At 71.8% G+C, this 14,978-nt stretch carries 15 protein-coding genes; 3 read left to right on the top strand and 12 right to left on the bottom strand.

Translation table 11 applies throughout. The features are described from left to right. Window positions 1–6: 6 nt before the first annotated feature. Both DEI93_RS01515 and DEI93_RS01510 read right to left on the bottom strand, forming a co-directional pair. Window positions 7–1,065, bottom strand: coding sequence for an aldo/keto reductase (locus DEI93_RS01515; RefSeq protein ID WP_111012142.1), 1,059 nt, complete (start codon window positions 1,063–1,065; stop codon window positions 7–9). A 58-nt stretch (window positions 1,066–1,123) separates the two neighbouring features. Further along, complete coding sequence (locus tag DEI93_RS01510) at window positions 1,124–1,501, bottom strand: DUF6338 family protein (protein ID WP_111120085.1); 378 nt, start codon at window positions 1,499–1,501, stop codon at window positions 1,124–1,126. 74 nt (window positions 1,502–1,575) lie between these two features. Between DEI93_RS01510 and coaA the strand changes: the two genes are divergently transcribed. Then, window positions 1,576–2,523, top strand: a complete 948-nt coding sequence (coaA, locus tag DEI93_RS01505; protein WP_111120084.1) for a type I pantothenate kinase — start codon at window positions 1,576–1,578, stop codon at window positions 2,521–2,523. A 111-nt stretch (window positions 2,524–2,634) separates the two neighbouring features. Here the strand turns inward: coaA and glmM are convergent, their stop codons facing one another. The 5 genes from glmM to truA form a co-directional block, all read right to left on the bottom strand. Continuing rightward, window positions 2,635–4,008 carry a phosphoglucosamine mutase gene (glmM, locus tag DEI93_RS01500; protein ID WP_111120083.1) on the bottom strand — a complete coding sequence of 458 codons (1,374 nt, stop codon included), beginning with the start codon at window positions 4,006–4,008 and terminating at the stop codon, window positions 2,635–2,637. Window positions 4,009–4,030: 22 nt separating this feature from the next. Further along, on the bottom strand, window positions 4,031–4,516 hold the full coding sequence (gene rpsI / locus DEI93_RS01495) for a 30S ribosomal protein S9 (RefSeq protein ID WP_111009817.1): 486 nt from the start codon (window positions 4,514–4,516) through the stop codon (window positions 4,031–4,033). A 38-nt stretch (window positions 4,517–4,554) separates the two neighbouring features. Beyond that, a complete protein-coding gene (rplM, locus tag DEI93_RS01490; RefSeq protein ID WP_111009818.1) occupies window positions 4,555–5,001 on the bottom strand; it encodes a 50S ribosomal protein L13 in 447 nt (148 codons plus the stop codon). A 179-nt stretch (window positions 5,002–5,180) separates the two neighbouring features. Then, a complete protein-coding gene (locus tag DEI93_RS01485; RefSeq protein WP_111120082.1) occupies window positions 5,181–5,927 on the bottom strand; it encodes an MBL fold metallo-hydrolase in 747 nt (248 codons plus the stop codon). Then, entirely contained in the window at window positions 5,924–6,919 is a 996-nt protein-coding gene (gene truA / locus DEI93_RS01480) for a tRNA pseudouridine(38-40) synthase TruA (protein WP_258372274.1), read from the bottom strand. Before truA ends, DEI93_RS01485 begins: the two co-directional genes overlap by 4 nt. Before the next feature lie 87 nt (window positions 6,920–7,006). Between truA and DEI93_RS01475 the strand changes: the two genes are divergently transcribed. Beyond that, window positions 7,007–8,008: an ATP-binding cassette domain-containing protein gene (locus DEI93_RS01475; RefSeq protein ID WP_111009821.1), complete on the top strand. Its 1,002-nt coding sequence runs from the start codon at window positions 7,007–7,009 to the stop codon at window positions 8,006–8,008. Further along, a complete protein-coding gene (locus DEI93_RS01470; protein WP_111009822.1) occupies window positions 8,005–8,826 on the top strand; it encodes an ABC transporter permease in 822 nt (273 codons plus the stop codon). The genes DEI93_RS01475 and DEI93_RS01470 overlap by 4 nt, the downstream gene beginning before the upstream one ends. Here DEI93_RS01470 and DEI93_RS01465 read toward each other — a convergent pair. The 5 genes from DEI93_RS01465 to rpsM form a co-directional block, all read right to left on the bottom strand. Next, the gene (locus DEI93_RS01465; protein ID WP_111120081.1) at window positions 8,808–12,068 is read right to left on the bottom strand and encodes an AfsR/SARP family transcriptional regulator; all 3,261 of its coding nucleotides are present in this window, start codon (window positions 12,066–12,068) and stop codon (window positions 8,808–8,810) included. The genes DEI93_RS01470 and DEI93_RS01465 overlap by 19 nt on opposite strands. Before the next feature lie 93 nt (window positions 12,069–12,161). Beyond that, window positions 12,162–12,833, bottom strand: a complete 672-nt coding sequence (gene rplQ / locus DEI93_RS01460; protein WP_111009824.1) for a 50S ribosomal protein L17 — start codon at window positions 12,831–12,833, stop codon at window positions 12,162–12,164. 59 nt (window positions 12,834–12,892) lie between these two features. Then, a complete protein-coding gene (locus DEI93_RS01455; RefSeq protein ID WP_111120080.1) occupies window positions 12,893–13,885 on the bottom strand; it encodes a DNA-directed RNA polymerase subunit alpha in 993 nt (330 codons plus the stop codon). Window positions 13,886–14,072: 187 nt separating this feature from the next. Then, entirely contained in the window at window positions 14,073–14,471 is a 399-nt protein-coding gene (gene rpsK, locus DEI93_RS01450; RefSeq protein ID WP_055950867.1) for a 30S ribosomal protein S11, read from the bottom strand. Between the two features lie 9 nt (window positions 14,472–14,480). Continuing rightward, window positions 14,481–14,855 carry a 30S ribosomal protein S13 gene (rpsM, locus tag DEI93_RS01445; RefSeq protein ID WP_111009826.1) on the bottom strand — a complete coding sequence of 125 codons (375 nt, stop codon included), beginning with the start codon at window positions 14,853–14,855 and terminating at the stop codon, window positions 14,481–14,483. Window positions 14,856–14,978: the final 123 nt, after the last annotated feature.

Genomic DNA, 14,978 nt, shown 5'->3' with positions numbered 1-14,978 from the left:
CGGCGGTCAGTCCTGCTGCAGGTGGCGCCCGATGAGGCTGAGGTCGGCCGCACTCGACCGACCGTCCGCGGTGTTCGCCTGGTGCCAGTACGGGTACTGCAACGGCGTCGCGCTCGCGTCGTCGAGGCGGGCGATCTCGTCCGCGGAGAGCTGGACGTCCGCCGCTCCGAGGCTGTCGGTGAGCTGCTCCTCGGTCCGCGCGCCGACGATCGCCGACGTGACGCCCGGCTTCGCGAGCGTCCAGGCCAGGCCGACCTGCGTCGCGGTGACGCCCCGCTGCTCGGCGATGTCGACGAGCACCTCGATCGTGTCGTACAGGCGGTCCTCGTCGTCGATGGGCGGCTCGGTCCAGCCCTCGAAGCGCCGCGAACCCTCCGGCACGTCCTGACCGCGACGGTACTTGCCGGTGAGCAGACCACCAGCGAGCGGACTCCAGACGAGGATGCCGATGCCCTGGTCGAGCGTGATCGGCACGAGCTCGTTCTCGGCGTCACGGGACTGCAGCGAGTAGTAGATCTGCTGGCTCGCGAAGTGCTCCAGGTGGTGCTTGTCGGAGGCCCACATCGCCTTCATGAGGTGCCATCCGGAGAAGTTCGACGCACCGATGTAGCGCACCTTGCCCGACCGAACGAGGTCGTCCAGCGCGCCGAGCGTCTCCTCGAGGGGCGTCGATCCGTCCCAGCCATGCAGCTGGTAGAGGTCGATGTGATCGGTGCCGAGCCGACGGAGGCTGTCCTCGGCGGCCTTGACGATGTGGTGGCGGGACAGTCCGCCGTCGTTCGGTCCGGGCCCCATGCCCCCGCGGACCTTCGTGGCGATGAGCACGTCCTCACGCGCGCTGCCCAGCGCCTGGCCGAGGATCTCCTCGGACGCGCCGTCGGAGTAGACGTCGGCCGTGTCGATGAGGTTGACGCCCGCGTCGCGCGCGATGTCGATCTGCCGGCGTGCCCCATCGACGTCGATGTGGCCGACCGGACTCGCCCACCCGGTGCCGGCGAACCCCATCGTGCCGAGGCTGATCGTGGAGACCTGCAGTCCCGTGTTGCCCAGATGACGGTATTCCATGCGGCCGACCCTACTCAGACAACAGACAGCAGTACGCCCAGATGAGCGACGCGCTCGGTCACTTCGACGAGGCCTGGGGCGGGAACTGCTCCTGTATGAAGACGTCTCGCGGCTGCGGATAGGTGGACACGAGGCTGGCCCCGCTCATCCAGCCGCCGACGCGCTGTCCGTTGGGGAGCGATATGCGGATCCACTTGTCGCCCTGTCGCGGGGCGGCCTTGTCCCAGGCAGTGGGCGTGCTCTCGTAGGCGGTCTGCCGCCGCGGCAGCTTGAGCCAGCTCGGCCACCACTGCACGGTTGGCGCCTCGAGACGGAGTTCCGCGTGGAGGCCCAGGGCCAGTGCGGTGGGGATGACGACCGCCATCACGAGGATCGCGACGCCGGCGAGCGCCGGCTGTGCGCTCAGGGTCTCCCGCGGCGCTGTGATCCGGTCCACCCGCTGTGGACAGCACGTCGTCCACACCGCGTCGGCTCGGAGACTGCACCATCCTCTCGTCTACCCTCGTCCTCATGGCCAACGCCCACGCGGAGACCGTCGCCCACCCGACGCCCTTCGTCGAGATCGACCGCCCCGAGTGGTCCGCCCTCGCACCCTCCCAGCACCTCGCGCTCACCGAGACCGAGATCGTCCAGCTCCGGGGGCTCGGCGACCGGCTCGACATGGACGAGGTGCAACAGGTCTACCTCCCGCTGTCCCGGCTGCTCAACCTCTACGCGGCGGGCGCCCGGAGCCTCCACGCGGCCACGAGCGGGTTCCTCGGCGAGCGAGCGTCACGCACGCCCTTCGTGATCGGCGTCGCGGGGTCCGTCGCGGTGGGCAAGTCCACCGTCGCGCGGCTGCTCCGCGAGCTGACGAAGCGGTGGGAGGACACCCCGCGGGTCGAACTCGTGACGACGGACGGCTTCCTCTACCCGAACGCGGAGCTCGAGCGCCGCGGGATCATGGACCGCAAGGGGTTCCCCGAGTCCTACGACCGCCGCGCCCTGCTGCGCTTCGTCAGCCAGGTCAAGAGCGGTGCGGCCGAGGTCCGCGCCCCGTTCTACTCACATCTGCAGTACGACGTCGTGCCCGACGCCGAGATCGTCGTCCGCCAGCCCGACGTGCTCATCGTCGAGGGGCTCACGGTGCTCGCACCACCCGTCAACGGCGGCTTGGCGCTGTCGGACCTCTTCGACTTCACGATCTACGTCGACGCGAAGACCCGCGACATCGAGTCCTGGTACGTCGACCGCTTCCTCGCCCTGCAGCAGGCGGCCTTCGCGGACCCGAACTCGTTCTTCCACCGCTTCGCGACGCTCTCCCACGAGGACGCCGTCCGCACCGCGACGGACGTCTGGCGGAGCATCAACGAGCCGAACCTCCTCGAGAACGTCCTGCCGACGCGATCCCGGGCGACGCTCGTGCTCAAGAAGGGCGCGGACCACTCCGTCTCGAGCGTGCTGCTCCGCAAGATCTGACGCACCACCCGGACACGACCGGGAGGCGCGGTGCGGGTCCGATCCGCACCACCCGGACACGACCGGGAGGCGCGGTGCGGGTCCGATCCGCACCGCGCCTCCCGGCCCTGATCAGGCCGCGTCGAGTCCGAGCCGGTCGTGCACGACCGCGGCGAGTTCATTGGCGACGCGCTCGGCGGTCGCCTGGTCCGCCGCCTCGACCATCACCCGGACCACGGGTTCGGTGCCCGACGGCCGGAGCAGGACCCGCCCGGTGTCACCGAGCGCTGCCTCCGCGCCCGCGATGGCGCGCTGGACACCGGCGTCGTCGAGGCCGTGCCGGTCGACACCCCGCACGTTGACGAGCACCTGCGGGAACACGGTCATGCAGGCGGCCAGTTCGGCCAGGGTCTTGCCCGTGCGGGCCATCTCGGCGACCAGGTGGAGCCCGGTCAGGATGCCGTCGCCGGTCGTGGCGAACTCGTTGAAGATGATGTGGCCCGACTGCTCGCCGCCGAGCGAGTACCCGCCCTCGACCATCTTCTCGAGCACGTACCGGTCGCCCACGGCGGTCTCGAGCACCGCGATGTCGTTCTCGGCCATCGCCCGGCGGAGACCGAGGTTGCTCATGACCGTGGCCACGAGCGTGTCGTCCTGCAACCGGCCGCGCTCCTTGAGGGACAGCGCGAGGATCGCCATGATCTGGTCGCCGTCGATCGCGTTGCCCTCGGCGTCGACCGCCAGACACCGGTCGGCGTCGCCGTCGTGGGCGATCCCGACGTCGGCGCCGACCTCGAGCACGGCGCGGGCGAGGTTGTCGATGTGGGTCGACCCGACGCCGTCGTTGATGTTGACGCCGTCCGGGTCGGCACCGATGAGGGTGATTTGCGCGCCGGCGTTGACGAACACCTCGGGCGACACACCAGCCGCCGCCCCGTTCGCGCAGTCGAGGACGACGTGGATGCCGTCGAGCCGCGCGGGCAGGGTGCTCAGCAGGTGGACGACGTAGCGGTCCTCGGCGTCGGCGAAGCGGGTGATCCGCCCGACGTCGGCGCCCGTGGGCACCGGGACCTCGGCGCTCCCGATCGCTGCCTCGATGCGGTCCTCGACCTCGTCGGGGAGCTTCCGGCCGCCGGCGGCGAAGAACTTGATCCCGTTGTCGGGCGCCGGGTTGTGGGACGCGGAGACCATCACGCCGAAGTCCGCGTCGGTGTCGGCGACGAGGAACGCCGCCGCGGGGGTGGGGATGACCCCGGCGTCGAGGACGTCGACGCCGGCGCTCGCCAGGCCGGCCGCGACGGCCGCGCCCAGGAACTCCCCGGAGACGCGCGGATCGCGCGCCAGGACCGCGATGGGACGCGGCCGACCGGACGCACGACGTGCGTCCGCGTGGTGTCCGTGCGTGAGCACGGCCGCGCTCGCCTGGGCGAGGCCCAGTGCGAGCGCGGCCGTCAGCTCGCCGTTGGCGAGACCACGAACACCGTCCGTTCCGAACAGACGTGGCACGGTGATGCCGTCCGAAGCGCGATCAGCGCTTCGAGAACTGCGACGCCTTACGGGCCTTCTTGAGACCGGCCTTCTTGCGCTCGATGACGCGGGCGTCACGGGTGAGGAAGCCCGCCTTCTTGAGCGTGGCGCGGTTGTTCTCGCGGTCGATCTCGTTGAGCGCCCGGGCGATCGCCAGACGCAGCGCGCCGGCCTGGCCCGAGGGGCCTCCACCGGTGATGCGGGCGGTGACGTCGTACGAACCGATGAGCTCGAGGACCTTGAACGGGTCGTTGATGAGCTGCTGGTGGAGCTTGTTCGGGAAGTAGTCCTCGAGCGAGCGGCCGTTCACCGAGAACGTGCCGGCGCCGGGGACGAGGCGCACGCGGGCGATGGCCTCCTTGCGGCGACCGACGGCCGCGCCCGAGACGTTGAGGATCTGACGAGGAGCCGCCTCCGAGGTCGCCGGGGCGCTCTCGGTGCTGAAGCTCGACGGGGTCTGGTCGATGGAGTCTGCGATCTGAGCCATGAGTGTGGAGTCCTGTGTCTTCTGCTGCGTGGCCGTCGTTACTGCGCGACCTGGTCGAGGGTGTACGGCGTCGGCTGCTGGGCGACGTGCGGGTGCTCGGGACCGGCGTAGACCTTGAGCTTCTTGAGCTGGGCGCGGCCGAGGCTGTTCTTCGGGAGCATGCCGCGGATCGCCTTCTCGACGGCGCGGGTCGGGTGCTTCTCGAGCATCTCCGGGTAGGTCGTGGCGGTGATGCCGCCCGGGTAGCCGGAGTGCCGGTAGTACGTCTTCTGCGCCAGCTTCGAGCCGGTCAGGGCGACCTTCTCGGCGTTGACGATGATGACGAAGTCACCCATGTCCATGTGCGGAGCGAAGGTGGCCTTGTGCTTGCCGCGCAGGAGCGCCGCGGCGTGCGAGGCGAGACGACCGAGGACGACGTCGGTGGCGTCGATGACGAGCCACTTCGGCTGGACGTCCGCGGGCTTCGGTGAGAACGTGCGAGTCACAGGTGTGCTGCTTTCGTGTCGAGGTGAGGTGTCCGTGAATCCCACTCCGGTGGGGTGTTCCGCGGGGCGACGCCCGGCGAACGCTCCGGTGGAGGGCTCAACTTCGGGTCCGACGCACGAGGCGCAGACCAATCGACGACACTACCGGAGCGTCGCGGTACCGTCAAACCTCGACGGACTCAGTGCCCGATCGGGACCCAGCGGTCACCGACCCGGTGCACGGCGGGCCCGTGGCCCGGCAGCACGATCCCCGGCAGGGGCAGCGCCGCGGCCGACTCCACAGCGGTGGCCGTGTCGGCGGTGAACAGGGCCGGGATCATCCGCGGCCGCGGCGACCACGACCGGGGCTGCACGTCATGGTGCGTGACGACCGCGTCGCCGGTGACGAGCGCGTCCGCGGCGGGCAACAGGTACGCCGTCGACCCGAGCGTGTGCCCGGGGGCCGGCAGGGGTGCGATGGCCCGCTCGTCGAAGTCGCGAGGCGTGAACGCGCGGACCGGGGGCACGGCCACGGGGTCGAGGCCGCCCGAGCGGACGGCACGGGCGGCCCAGCCGAGCACCCGCGGCGCCGCGATCCGGCCACCGATGTCGCCGAGCGTCGCCTGGTCTCGCTCGGGCCCGCGCACGGCCGCGACCTCGTCGGCGTGGGCCAGCACGGTCACGCCGGGGTGGGCCTCCAGGATCGCGGGGAGGCCACCGATGTGGTCGACGTGCCCGTGCGTGACGTACACCCGGCGCAGGTCGGCCGGGTCGTGTCCCGCGTACCGGATGGTGTCGAGCACGAGTCCGGCGTCGGCGGGGTACCCGGCGTCGACGAGGGCGACCCCGTCCTCCTCGGCGAGCACGACCCAGTTCGACACGGGTCCCTCGACGAACACCACGCCCGGTGCGACCGCGACGACGGCCCGGGGCCTGCGCCGGCTCACGCGCGTCGCTCCGCGACCGCACCCGACCCTGCGGGGCCTTCCGGGGCGGCGGTGGGCGCGGCGGTGCTGATGCCCACCTGTCGAGCCTGGTCGGCCTCCGACCGGTGCCCGTCCTGGTCGCGGCGGGCCCGGGTCTGCTCCGCGCGGGCCGCGAGCTCGTCGTCGGGCGGGTAGCCGACCTCGGTGAGGACGAGCCCCTTCGCCGGGGCGACCGTGAACGCGCTCGTGCGCACCGCCTCCTCGCGCAGCTCCGCCAGCCGGTGCGGCGCGAGCCGCCCCTCGCCGACCGCGAGCGACGCACCCACCATCGCCCGCACCATGCTGTGGCAGAACGCGTCGGCCTGGAGGGACGCCACGAGCACGCCGTCCGGCTCACGGTGCCATCGGAACTCCTGGAGCGTTCGGATGGTGGTGGCGCCTTCCCGCGGCTTGCAGAACGTGGCGAAGTCGTGCAGGCCCAGCAGCGTCAGGGCGCCCGTCTCCATCGCGCCCTCGTCGAGGCGCGTGGGGTACCACAGCGTGTGGCCGCGGCGGAGCGGGTCCCGCGGTGCCCCGAGGTCCGCGACGCGGTACGCGTACCGTCGCCAGACCGGGGAGAACCGGGCGTCGAACCCCGGCGGCGCGACCGCGACGGCCGTCACCACGACGTCACTGTCGAGCCCCGCGATGCCGTTCAGGCGGTGCAGGAGGGCGTCCGTCGGCAGCCGCTGGGGTCGGCCGGCCGCACCGCGGTGCGGTCGAGCGAGGCTCTCCCACTGTTCGGGGGTGAGGTCACAGTGGGCGACCTGCCCCGTCGCGTGCACGCCCGCGTCCGTCCGGCCCGCCACCGTGAGGCGGGGCGCCGGACCGGAGCGCCGGAACACGGTCTCGAGCGCGGACTCGAGTTCGCCCTGCACCGTCCGGAGGGTCGGCTGCCGAGCCCATCCGGCGAAACCGCTGCCGTCGTAGGCGATGTCGAGCCGGAGACGCACGGTGCCGGCCTCGTCTGTCACGGAACGAGGGTACCGGCGTCAGCACCACGTCAGTGCCACGTCAGCGCCCGCCCGGAGCATGGGCACCGTCGAACGAAAGGACACCCCATGAACGACCAGGCGACGCTCGCCGTCGAGGCGACCGGCCTCGTCAAGACGTTCGGGCAGAACCGTGCGGTGGATGGCGTCGACCTGCGGGTCGAGGCGGGCACCGTGTACGGCGTGCTCGGGCCGAACGGCGCGGGCAAGACCACCACCATCAGCATGCTCGCCACGCTGCTCAAGCCCGACGCGGGCGAGGCACGCATCTTCGGACACGACGTGCGGCACGAGGCCCAGGCGGTCCGACGGCTCATCGGCGTGACCGGGCAGTACGCGTCCGTCGACGAGACGCTCAGCGCGACCGAGAACCTCGTCATCTTCTCCCGACTGCTCGGCCTCGGTCGGGCCGAGTCGCGGGCGAAGGCCTCGGACCTCCTCGAGCGCTTCGGACTGACCGAGGCCGCGAAGCGCCCGCTCAAGGCGTTCTCCGGTGGGATGCGACGGCGGCTCGACCTCGCCGCGAGCCTCATCGCGCAACCGCCACTCATCTTCCTCGACGAGCCGACCACCGGGCTGGACCCCCGGACGCGTGCGCAGATGTGGGACACGATCCGCGAGCTCGTCGCGACCGGATCGACCGTGCTCCTCACCACGCAGTACCTCGACGAGGCCGACCAGCTCGCCGACCGCATCGCCGTCATCGACCGTGGACGCGTCGTCGCCGAGGGCACGGCGGACGACCTCAAGGCATCGGTGGGCACCGCCTCCCTGCAGCTCCGGCTCGCGGACGCCGCCCGGCTCGGTGCGGCGCAGGCGATCGTCGAGCGGATCCTCGGGGCCGGCGCCGCCGTCTCACCCGAGGGCGCCCGCATCACCGCACCGATGGCCGACCCGGACCGCGTCGCGGACCTGCTCGTCGCGCTCCGCGACTCGGGCGTCTCCCTCGCCGAGATGAGCGTGCAGAAGCCGACGCTCGACGAGGTCTTCCTCACCATCACCGGGCGGAGCGTCGCGCAGGACGACCCGACCGACGACACCGACCGCGTCCTCGAAGGGACCCTCGCATGACCGCCATCACCAGCACACGCCGCACCGTCACCCCGCGCCCCGGCGTCGGCGGTTCCGGACTCGGGGCCACGGTCCGACAGTCGCTCACCATGGCGTACCGCGGGCTCATCAAGGTGCGTCGGACGCCGGAGCAGCTCTTCGACGTCACGCTCATGCCGATCATCTTCACCGTGATGTTCACGTACATCTTCGGCGGGGCCATCGCCGGCGGCGTGACGGCCTACCTCCCGATCATCATCCCGGGCATCCTCGTCCAGACGAACATCACCTCGTCGATCGTCACGGGCGTCCAGCTCCGCGAGGACATGGACAAGGGCGTGTTCGACCGGTTCAAGTCGCTGCCCATCGCCCGCATCGCCCCGCTCGCCGGAGCGCTGCTCGCCGACACGGTCCGCTACGCGATCGCGACGACCATCACGTTCGTCGTCGGGTTCTGCATGGGCCTGCGCCCCGAGGGCGGTTTGGGGTCGGTCGTCGCCGCGGGACTCCTCGTCGTCGTGGTCGCCTGGGCGATCAGCTGGGTGTTCGCGTTCTTCGGCGTCGTCGCGCGCACCGCGTCGAGCGTCTCGGGCATCTCGAACATGGTCCTGTTCCCGCTGACGTTCCTGTCCAACGCGTTCGTCCCCGCCGACACGCTGCCGTCCTGGCTCCGGTGGTTCAGCGAGGTGAACCCGATCTCGCACCTCATCACCGCCGTGCGCGACCTCGTCAACCACGGGCAGGTGGGCAGCGACCTCGTGCTCTCGCTCGTCGGTGCCGCCGTCGTCGTCGCGGTCTTCGCCCCCTTGACCGTCCGCGCCTACATGCGGAAGGCCTGAGCCTCCGCCCGCCGCGGGACGCGGACCTGCTCGAGCAGCGCTCGGGCCCGCGCGACGGCCTCGGCCCGGTCCAGACCGGCCGAGGCCGTCTCGGCGTCCGCGAGGGCGGCCCGTCCCGTCCACCGCGCGAGCACGCCCCGGACGCGCTCGTACCGGAGCACGGCGAGGTCCTGCCGCGCTCCCACGCGCACGGCGGTCCCCCAGATCGCCGCGACGAGACCCGGTTCGACGCGCTGCGTGGTGGCCCCCCACAGGGCAACCGCGATGAGCGCGTCGCCGATCACCGGCAGGTCGAGCCACCACGCGCCGATGCGGATCGCGACGAGCGCGCCGACCTTGGCCACCCGGGCCGCCTCCGTCGCCCTGCCGTCGTCCGGGAGGCGCGGTGCACCCCCGTCCCGCTCGCGGGCCTCCAGATCGATAGCGATGCGCGCCGCGGCGACCATGAGCGTCCACTGCGGTGCCTGCTTCATGTGGTCACGGACGTACGCGAAGCCGCGGTCGTACTCCTCCAGCGCGGTCTGCACGTCGCCCTCGGCGCGGGCGGCCTCCGCCCGGACGGCGAACGCGAGCGTCCGGAACTGGAGTCCGTCGTCGTCGAGTCGGGCGCCCGGTCGGGGCAGGTCGAGGTCGACCGCGACGGCGCGCGCCCGGTCCGGCTGACCGGCAGCGGCGGCAGCCAGGCCCATCGACCAGCTGATCTCGGCGAGGTCGTCATCCGCGCCGAACCACTGCAGTCGCTCCCGTGCGCGATCCGCGGCGACCAGTGCCTCCTCGGGGTGCCCGGTCTGAGTGAGGAGCTGCACGCGGGACACGTCGGCCGTTCCCGCCGTCCAGAGGTCGCCGTGGGCGCTCGCGAGCGCCTCCGCCCGGCGGGCGTAGCGGAGCGCGTCCGCCACGTCGCCCGCGTTCTCGGCCAGGGGCGCACTGATCGTCAGGGCGAAGCACGCGACCTCGGGGTCGTCGTCGTCGCGGAGGCGGGCGAGGGTCGCCATCGCGAGGTCGGTGCGTCCGATCGCGGTGAAGAGCTCCGCCTGCGCATCCGCCAGGCGGACTCCGGTCGGACCGTGCTGCCGACGCAGTCGGCGCAAGGCGGACACGGCGACGGCGGCCGTCCGGAGGTCGGTGAACGCCGACGACGCCCCCATGACGGTGAGGGCCACGACGGTGGGCAGGAGCAGGTCGGGGTCGGGCGCGCCGCCCGCCAGCGCCGCGACGACGTCGGGCGCGATCGCCACGACCTCCCCGTGCACGCCCCGGAGTGACCAGTACGTCCCGAGCGCTGCGGCGATGGGCGCGATCGCCCTGCGGTCACCCCGGCCGAGCGACCACCGCAGGAGCGCGACGAGGTTGTCGACCTCGCGTTCGACCTCGCGGAACACGCGACGCTGCCCGGGACCGGCGAGGAGCACGTTCCGATCGAGGGCGTGGGCCGCGCCCCACCGGATCATCACCGTGCGCACGTCCTCGGTCGTACCCCGCTCGGTGAGCCGCGCGGCACCGAACTCCCGGACCGTCTCGAGCAACCGGTAGCGTGCGGGCTCGCCCTCGCGCTCCGTCAACTGGACGAGCGACTGCTCGACGAGCTCCGCGAGGTCGTCGAGCGCCGTGTCGACCCGGTCCGGGCGCACGACGGCCTCGACCGCCTCCACCGCGACGCCGTCCGGGAACAGCGCCAAGCGGGTCAACAGGTCCTGGGCGCCGTCGTCGAGGAGCCGCCAGCTCCACTCGATCACGGCGAGCAGCGTCCGATGCCGTTCGGGCGCGGTCCGATCGCCTCCGCGGAGCAGGGCGAATCGGTCGTCGAGCCGTCGCTCGATCTCGTCGACACTCATGCCGCGGACGCGTGCCGCCGCCAGCTCGATCGCGAGCGGCGAGCCGTCGAGCCGGGCGCAGATCCGACGGACCGCATCGACCGGCAACACGGCGCCGGGCCGGGCGGCCCGGGCACGCTCGGTGAACAGCCGGACGGCGGCGCCGTCGGCCTCGACCGGCAGGGGCGGGAGTGGTGCGACCACCTCGCCCGGGACCGCGAGCGGGGCACGTGACGTCGTGAGCACGCGGAGGCTCGGGACCTCGCCGAGCAGGTCGACGACGAGTGCGGCGACCTCCCCGACGACGTGTTCGCAGTTGTCGAGCACGAGCAAGGTCGGCGCTTCCCCGAGAGCCCGGAGGACCCGTGACCGGAGGTCCGCGAGCACGACGTCCCGGAGCGACCGTCCGGCGCGGAGTTCCGCGATCCCGAGCACCGCGCCGAGCGCGGGGACGATGTCCGCGCCGTCCGTGAGCGAGGCGAGCTCGAGGACGACGACGGCGACGTCGGGCGCGGTGCGCCCCGCGACCTCCTGCGCGAGCCGGGTCTTGCCGAGGCCTCCGGCACCGAGGACCGTGACCAACCGCTCCTCCTCGACGAGCCGCTCGACGGCCTCCACCTCGGCGTCCCGGCCGATGAGCGTGGTCGGGGATCGGCGCAGACCGAGGCGCCGCACCGTGCGGGCCGACGTCGACGTCGCTCGGAGGATCTCGATGTTGAGCCGCACCAGGTCCGCCGACGGGTCCGCGCCGAGCTCCTCGGCCAGGCGATCGCGGTGTCCTGCGAACACCGTGAGGGCCTCGGCGCCCCGTCCGGCCGCGACGAGTGCCCGCATGTGCCCCGCGACCGCAGCCTCGTCGAACGGGTGGGCCACGACCTCCTGCTCCCACAGCCGCGCCGCGCCGTCGGGGTCGTCGCACGCCGAGAGCGCCTGGGCCAGGGCGCGCCGCAGGGTCCGCTGCACGGTCGCCGCCCGGTCCGCGAGCTCCTCGGCGACCGGTCCCTCGAGGTCCGCACCCGGCTCACCGCGCCACGTGGCCAGCACGGCCGATGCCCGGCGGGCCGCGCCGGCTGGATCGGTCCGGAGTTCGTCGGAGATCCGCTCGGCGACCTGCTCGGCCCGTCCCAGGTCGAGCGCCGACGGGTCCAGGGCCAACCGGTAGCCGGTGCCCGTCGACGCGACGACGCCCTCGACGGTCGACCGCCGTACCCGCGACACCAGGGTCTGCAGCGCGGCACGCGCCCCCTTCGGCGGGGTGTCGCCCCAGAGCTCGTCGATGAGCGTCTCGGTCGTGGCGGTGTTGCCCCGGGCGAGCACGAGGACCGCGATGAACGTCCGGGCGAGCGCGCCGGGCAGCGGATCGAGGTCCCCTGCCGGGGACTCGACGAGCACCGGGCCGAGGACGGCGACGCGTGGCTGACCGGTCACGCGTCGAGTCTAGGGACCGGGGGCCCCACCGACGACGGAGGGCCTCCGCAGCGATCGCTGCGGAGGCCCTCCGTGTGGTGTGCTGGCGAGGACCTACTCGGTCTCGTCGGCCTTGCTGGCGGCGTCCGCCTCGACCTCGGCGGCCGCGTCGGTCGTCTCCTCGGCGGCGACGGGCTCGGACTCCGCGACGGCGTCCGTGCTCTCGGCCTCAGCAGCGTCGGTCGCGGTCACGTCGGTCGCGGTCGCCTCGGTCGCGGTCGCCTCGGTCGTCTCCGCGGCGACGGCGGCGTCGTCGGTGGTCTCCTCGGTGGCGGCCTCCTCGGCGGCGGTCGTCGACACGGCCCCAGCTGCGGCCGAACCGGACGCACGGTTCGAGCGACGGTTCACCGGAGCGGGCGTGCCCGAGACGGGCTCGAGCACGAGCTCGATCGACGCGAGGGGCGCGTTGTCGCCCTTGCGGAAGCCGAGCTTGGTGATCCGGGTGTAACCGCCCTGGCGGTCGGCCATCTGCGGCGCGATCTCCGTGAAGAGCGTGTGCACGACGGACTTGTCCCGGATGATGCTGATCACCTTGCGGCGGGCGTGCAGGTCGCCACGCTTCGCGAACGTCACGAGACGCTCCGCGACGGGACGGAGGCGCTTGGCCTTCGTCTCAGTCGTGGTGATGCGGCCGTGCGTGAACAGCGCGTTCGCGAGGTTGCTCAGGAGCAGGCGCTCGTGCGCGGGACCGCCTCCGAGGCGGGGGCCCTTGGTGGGCTTGGGCATGTCAGTTCTCCAGTGGTGGGAAGGTGGGTGTGCTGCGCTCCGTCAGGAGCGGCACGGGATCAGTTGGACTCGTCCTCGTCGTACCCGCTGTAGAAGTGGGCGCCGTCGAATCCGGGAACGGTGTCCTTGAGGGACAGGCCGAGCTCGGTGAGCTTGTCCTTGACCTCGTCCACCGACTTCTGACCGAAGTTGCGGATGTTCATGAGCTGCGTCTCCGAGAGGGCGACGAGCTCGCTGACCGTGTTGATGCCCTCGCGCTTGAGGCAGTTGTAGCTGCGGACCGACAGGTCGAGGTCCTCGATCGGGGTCTGCAGCTCGTTCGAGAGCACCGCGTCGACCGGCGCGGGGCCGATCTCGATGCCCTCGGCCGCCGTGTTGAGCTCGCGGGCGAGCCCGAACAGCTCGACCAGCGTGCGGCCGGCGGAGGCGATGGCGTCGCGAGGCGTGATCGCCGGCTTCGACTCGACGTCGACGACCAGACGGTCGAAGTCCGTGCGCTCACCGGCACGGGTCGCCTCGACCCGGTAGGTGACCTTGAGGACCGGCGAGTAGATCGAGTCGATCGGGATCTGACCGGCCTCGCTGAACTCGGAGCGGTTCTGGGTCGCCGAGACGTACCCACGACCGCGCTCGATCGTGAGCTCCAGCTCGAACCGGGCGGTGTCGTTCAGCGTGGCGATGACGAGGTCCGAGTTGTGGATCTCGACACCGGCCGGAGCCGAGATGTCCGCCGCCGTGACCTGGCCCGCGCCCTGCCTGCGGAGGTACGCCGTGATGGGCTCGTCGTGCTCGCTCGAGACGACCAGGTTCTTGATGTTGAGGATGATCTCGGTGACGTCCTCCTTGACACCCGGCACGGTGCTGAACTCGTGCAGCACACCGTCGATGCGGATGCTGGTGACGGCGGCACCGGGGATCGAGGACAGGAGCGTGCGGCGCAGCGAGTTGCCGAGGGTGTAGCCGAAGCCCGGCTCGAGCGGCTCGATGATGAACCGCGAGCGGAACTCGGAGATCGGCTCCTCGGTCAGGGTGGGGCGCTGTGCAATGAGCACTGTGGATTCCTTTCGGCGAAGTGTCCGCTATATGACACTTGGCGGTACGACGGGGCCCGAGGCCTCGCCGGGTCTGTTGAGTTGTGATCACGCGCACCGACGTGCGCGATCGAACGACCAGGAATGGCCGCGACCGGTCGACCCCGCTCGATGAGCGGGCGTCCGGTCGCGGCCGAGAGCTCCTAGCTCAGACGCGACGACGCTTCGGCGGGCGGCATCCGTTGTGCGCCTGCGGGGTGACGTCGTTGATCGAGCCCACCTCGAGGCCGGCGGCTTGGAGCGAGCGGATCGCGGTCTCGCGGCCCGAGCCCGGACCCTTGACGAAGACGTCGACCTTCTTGACGCCGTGCTCCTGCGCCTGCCGGGCGGCCGACTCGGCGGCGAGCTGCGCCGCGAACGGCGTGGACTTGCGCGAGCCCTTGAAGCCGACAGCACCGGACGAGGCCCAGCTCAGGACGGCGCCCGACGGGTCGGTGATGCTGACGATCGTGTTGTTGAACGTCGACTTGATGTGGGCCTGGCCCACGGCGATGTTCTTCTTCTCCTTGCGCCGCGGCTTGCGGGCAGCAGTCTTGGGGGTAGCCATGGTGATCTCCTATCGGGCCTTCTTCTTGCCTGCCACGGTGCGCTTCGGGCCCTTGCGGGTCCGCGCGTTGGTCTTGGTGCGCTGTCCACGCACCGGGAGACCACGACGGTGGCGGAGGCCCTCGTAGCTGCCGATCTCGACCTTGCGGCGGATGTCGGCGGCCACCTCACGGCGGAGGTCACCCTCGACCTTGAAGTTGCCCTCGATGAAGTCGCGGAGGGCGACGAGCTGGTCGTCGGTGAGGTCCTTGACGCGGATGTCGCCCGAGATACCGGTCTCGGCGAGCGCCTGGAGGGAACGGGTACGGCCGACGCCGTAGATGTACGTGAGTGCGATCTCCACACGCTTCTCGCGCGGGATGTCGACGCCTGCTAGACGTGCCATGTCTGGCTGCTCCTGTTTTCGGTGGAGGTGTGGCGCAGTACCGGTGCTCGGGCCTCCGCCCCGAGGTGTCCCCGGTCGGTTCGTCGCCGATCGGTTCTGGCACTGCGTTGTCGATGTTCAGTT

This window comes from Curtobacterium sp. MCBD17_035 (genome assembly GCF_003234815.2).
GTDB lineage: Bacteria > Actinomycetota > Actinomycetes > Actinomycetales > Microbacteriaceae > Curtobacterium.
The sequence above is the reverse complement of the archived record's forward strand: the minus strand, read 5'-3'. Positions and strand labels throughout refer to the sequence as shown.

What these genes read in the sequence shown, in the direction of transcription:
- DEI93_RS01515 (WP_111012142.1), bottom strand. Translation starts at nt 1,065, where the DNA reads ATGGAATACCGTCATCTGGGCAACACGGGACTGCAGGTCTCCACGATC.
- coaA (WP_111120084.1), top strand. Translation starts at nt 1,576, where the DNA reads ATGGCCAACGCCCACGCGGAGACCGTCGCCCACCCGACGCCCTTCGTC.
- rpsI (WP_111009817.1), bottom strand. Translation starts at nt 4,516, where the DNA reads ATGGCTCAGATCGCAGACTCCATCGACCAGACCCCGTCGAGCTTCAGC.
- DEI93_RS01475 (WP_111009821.1), top strand. Translation starts at nt 7,007, where the DNA reads ATGAACGACCAGGCGACGCTCGCCGTCGAGGCGACCGGCCTCGTCAAG.
- DEI93_RS01470 (WP_111009822.1), top strand. Translation starts at nt 8,005, where the DNA reads ATGACCGCCATCACCAGCACACGCCGCACCGTCACCCCGCGCCCCGGC.
- rplQ (WP_111009824.1), bottom strand. Translation starts at nt 12,833, where the DNA reads ATGCCCAAGCCCACCAAGGGCCCCCGCCTCGGAGGCGGTCCCGCGCAC.
- rpsK (WP_055950867.1), bottom strand. Translation starts at nt 14,471, where the DNA reads ATGGCTACCCCCAAGACTGCTGCCCGCAAGCCGCGGCGCAAGGAGAAG.
- rpsM (WP_111009826.1), bottom strand. Translation starts at nt 14,855, where the DNA reads ATGGCACGTCTAGCAGGCGTCGACATCCCGCGCGAGAAGCGTGTGGAG.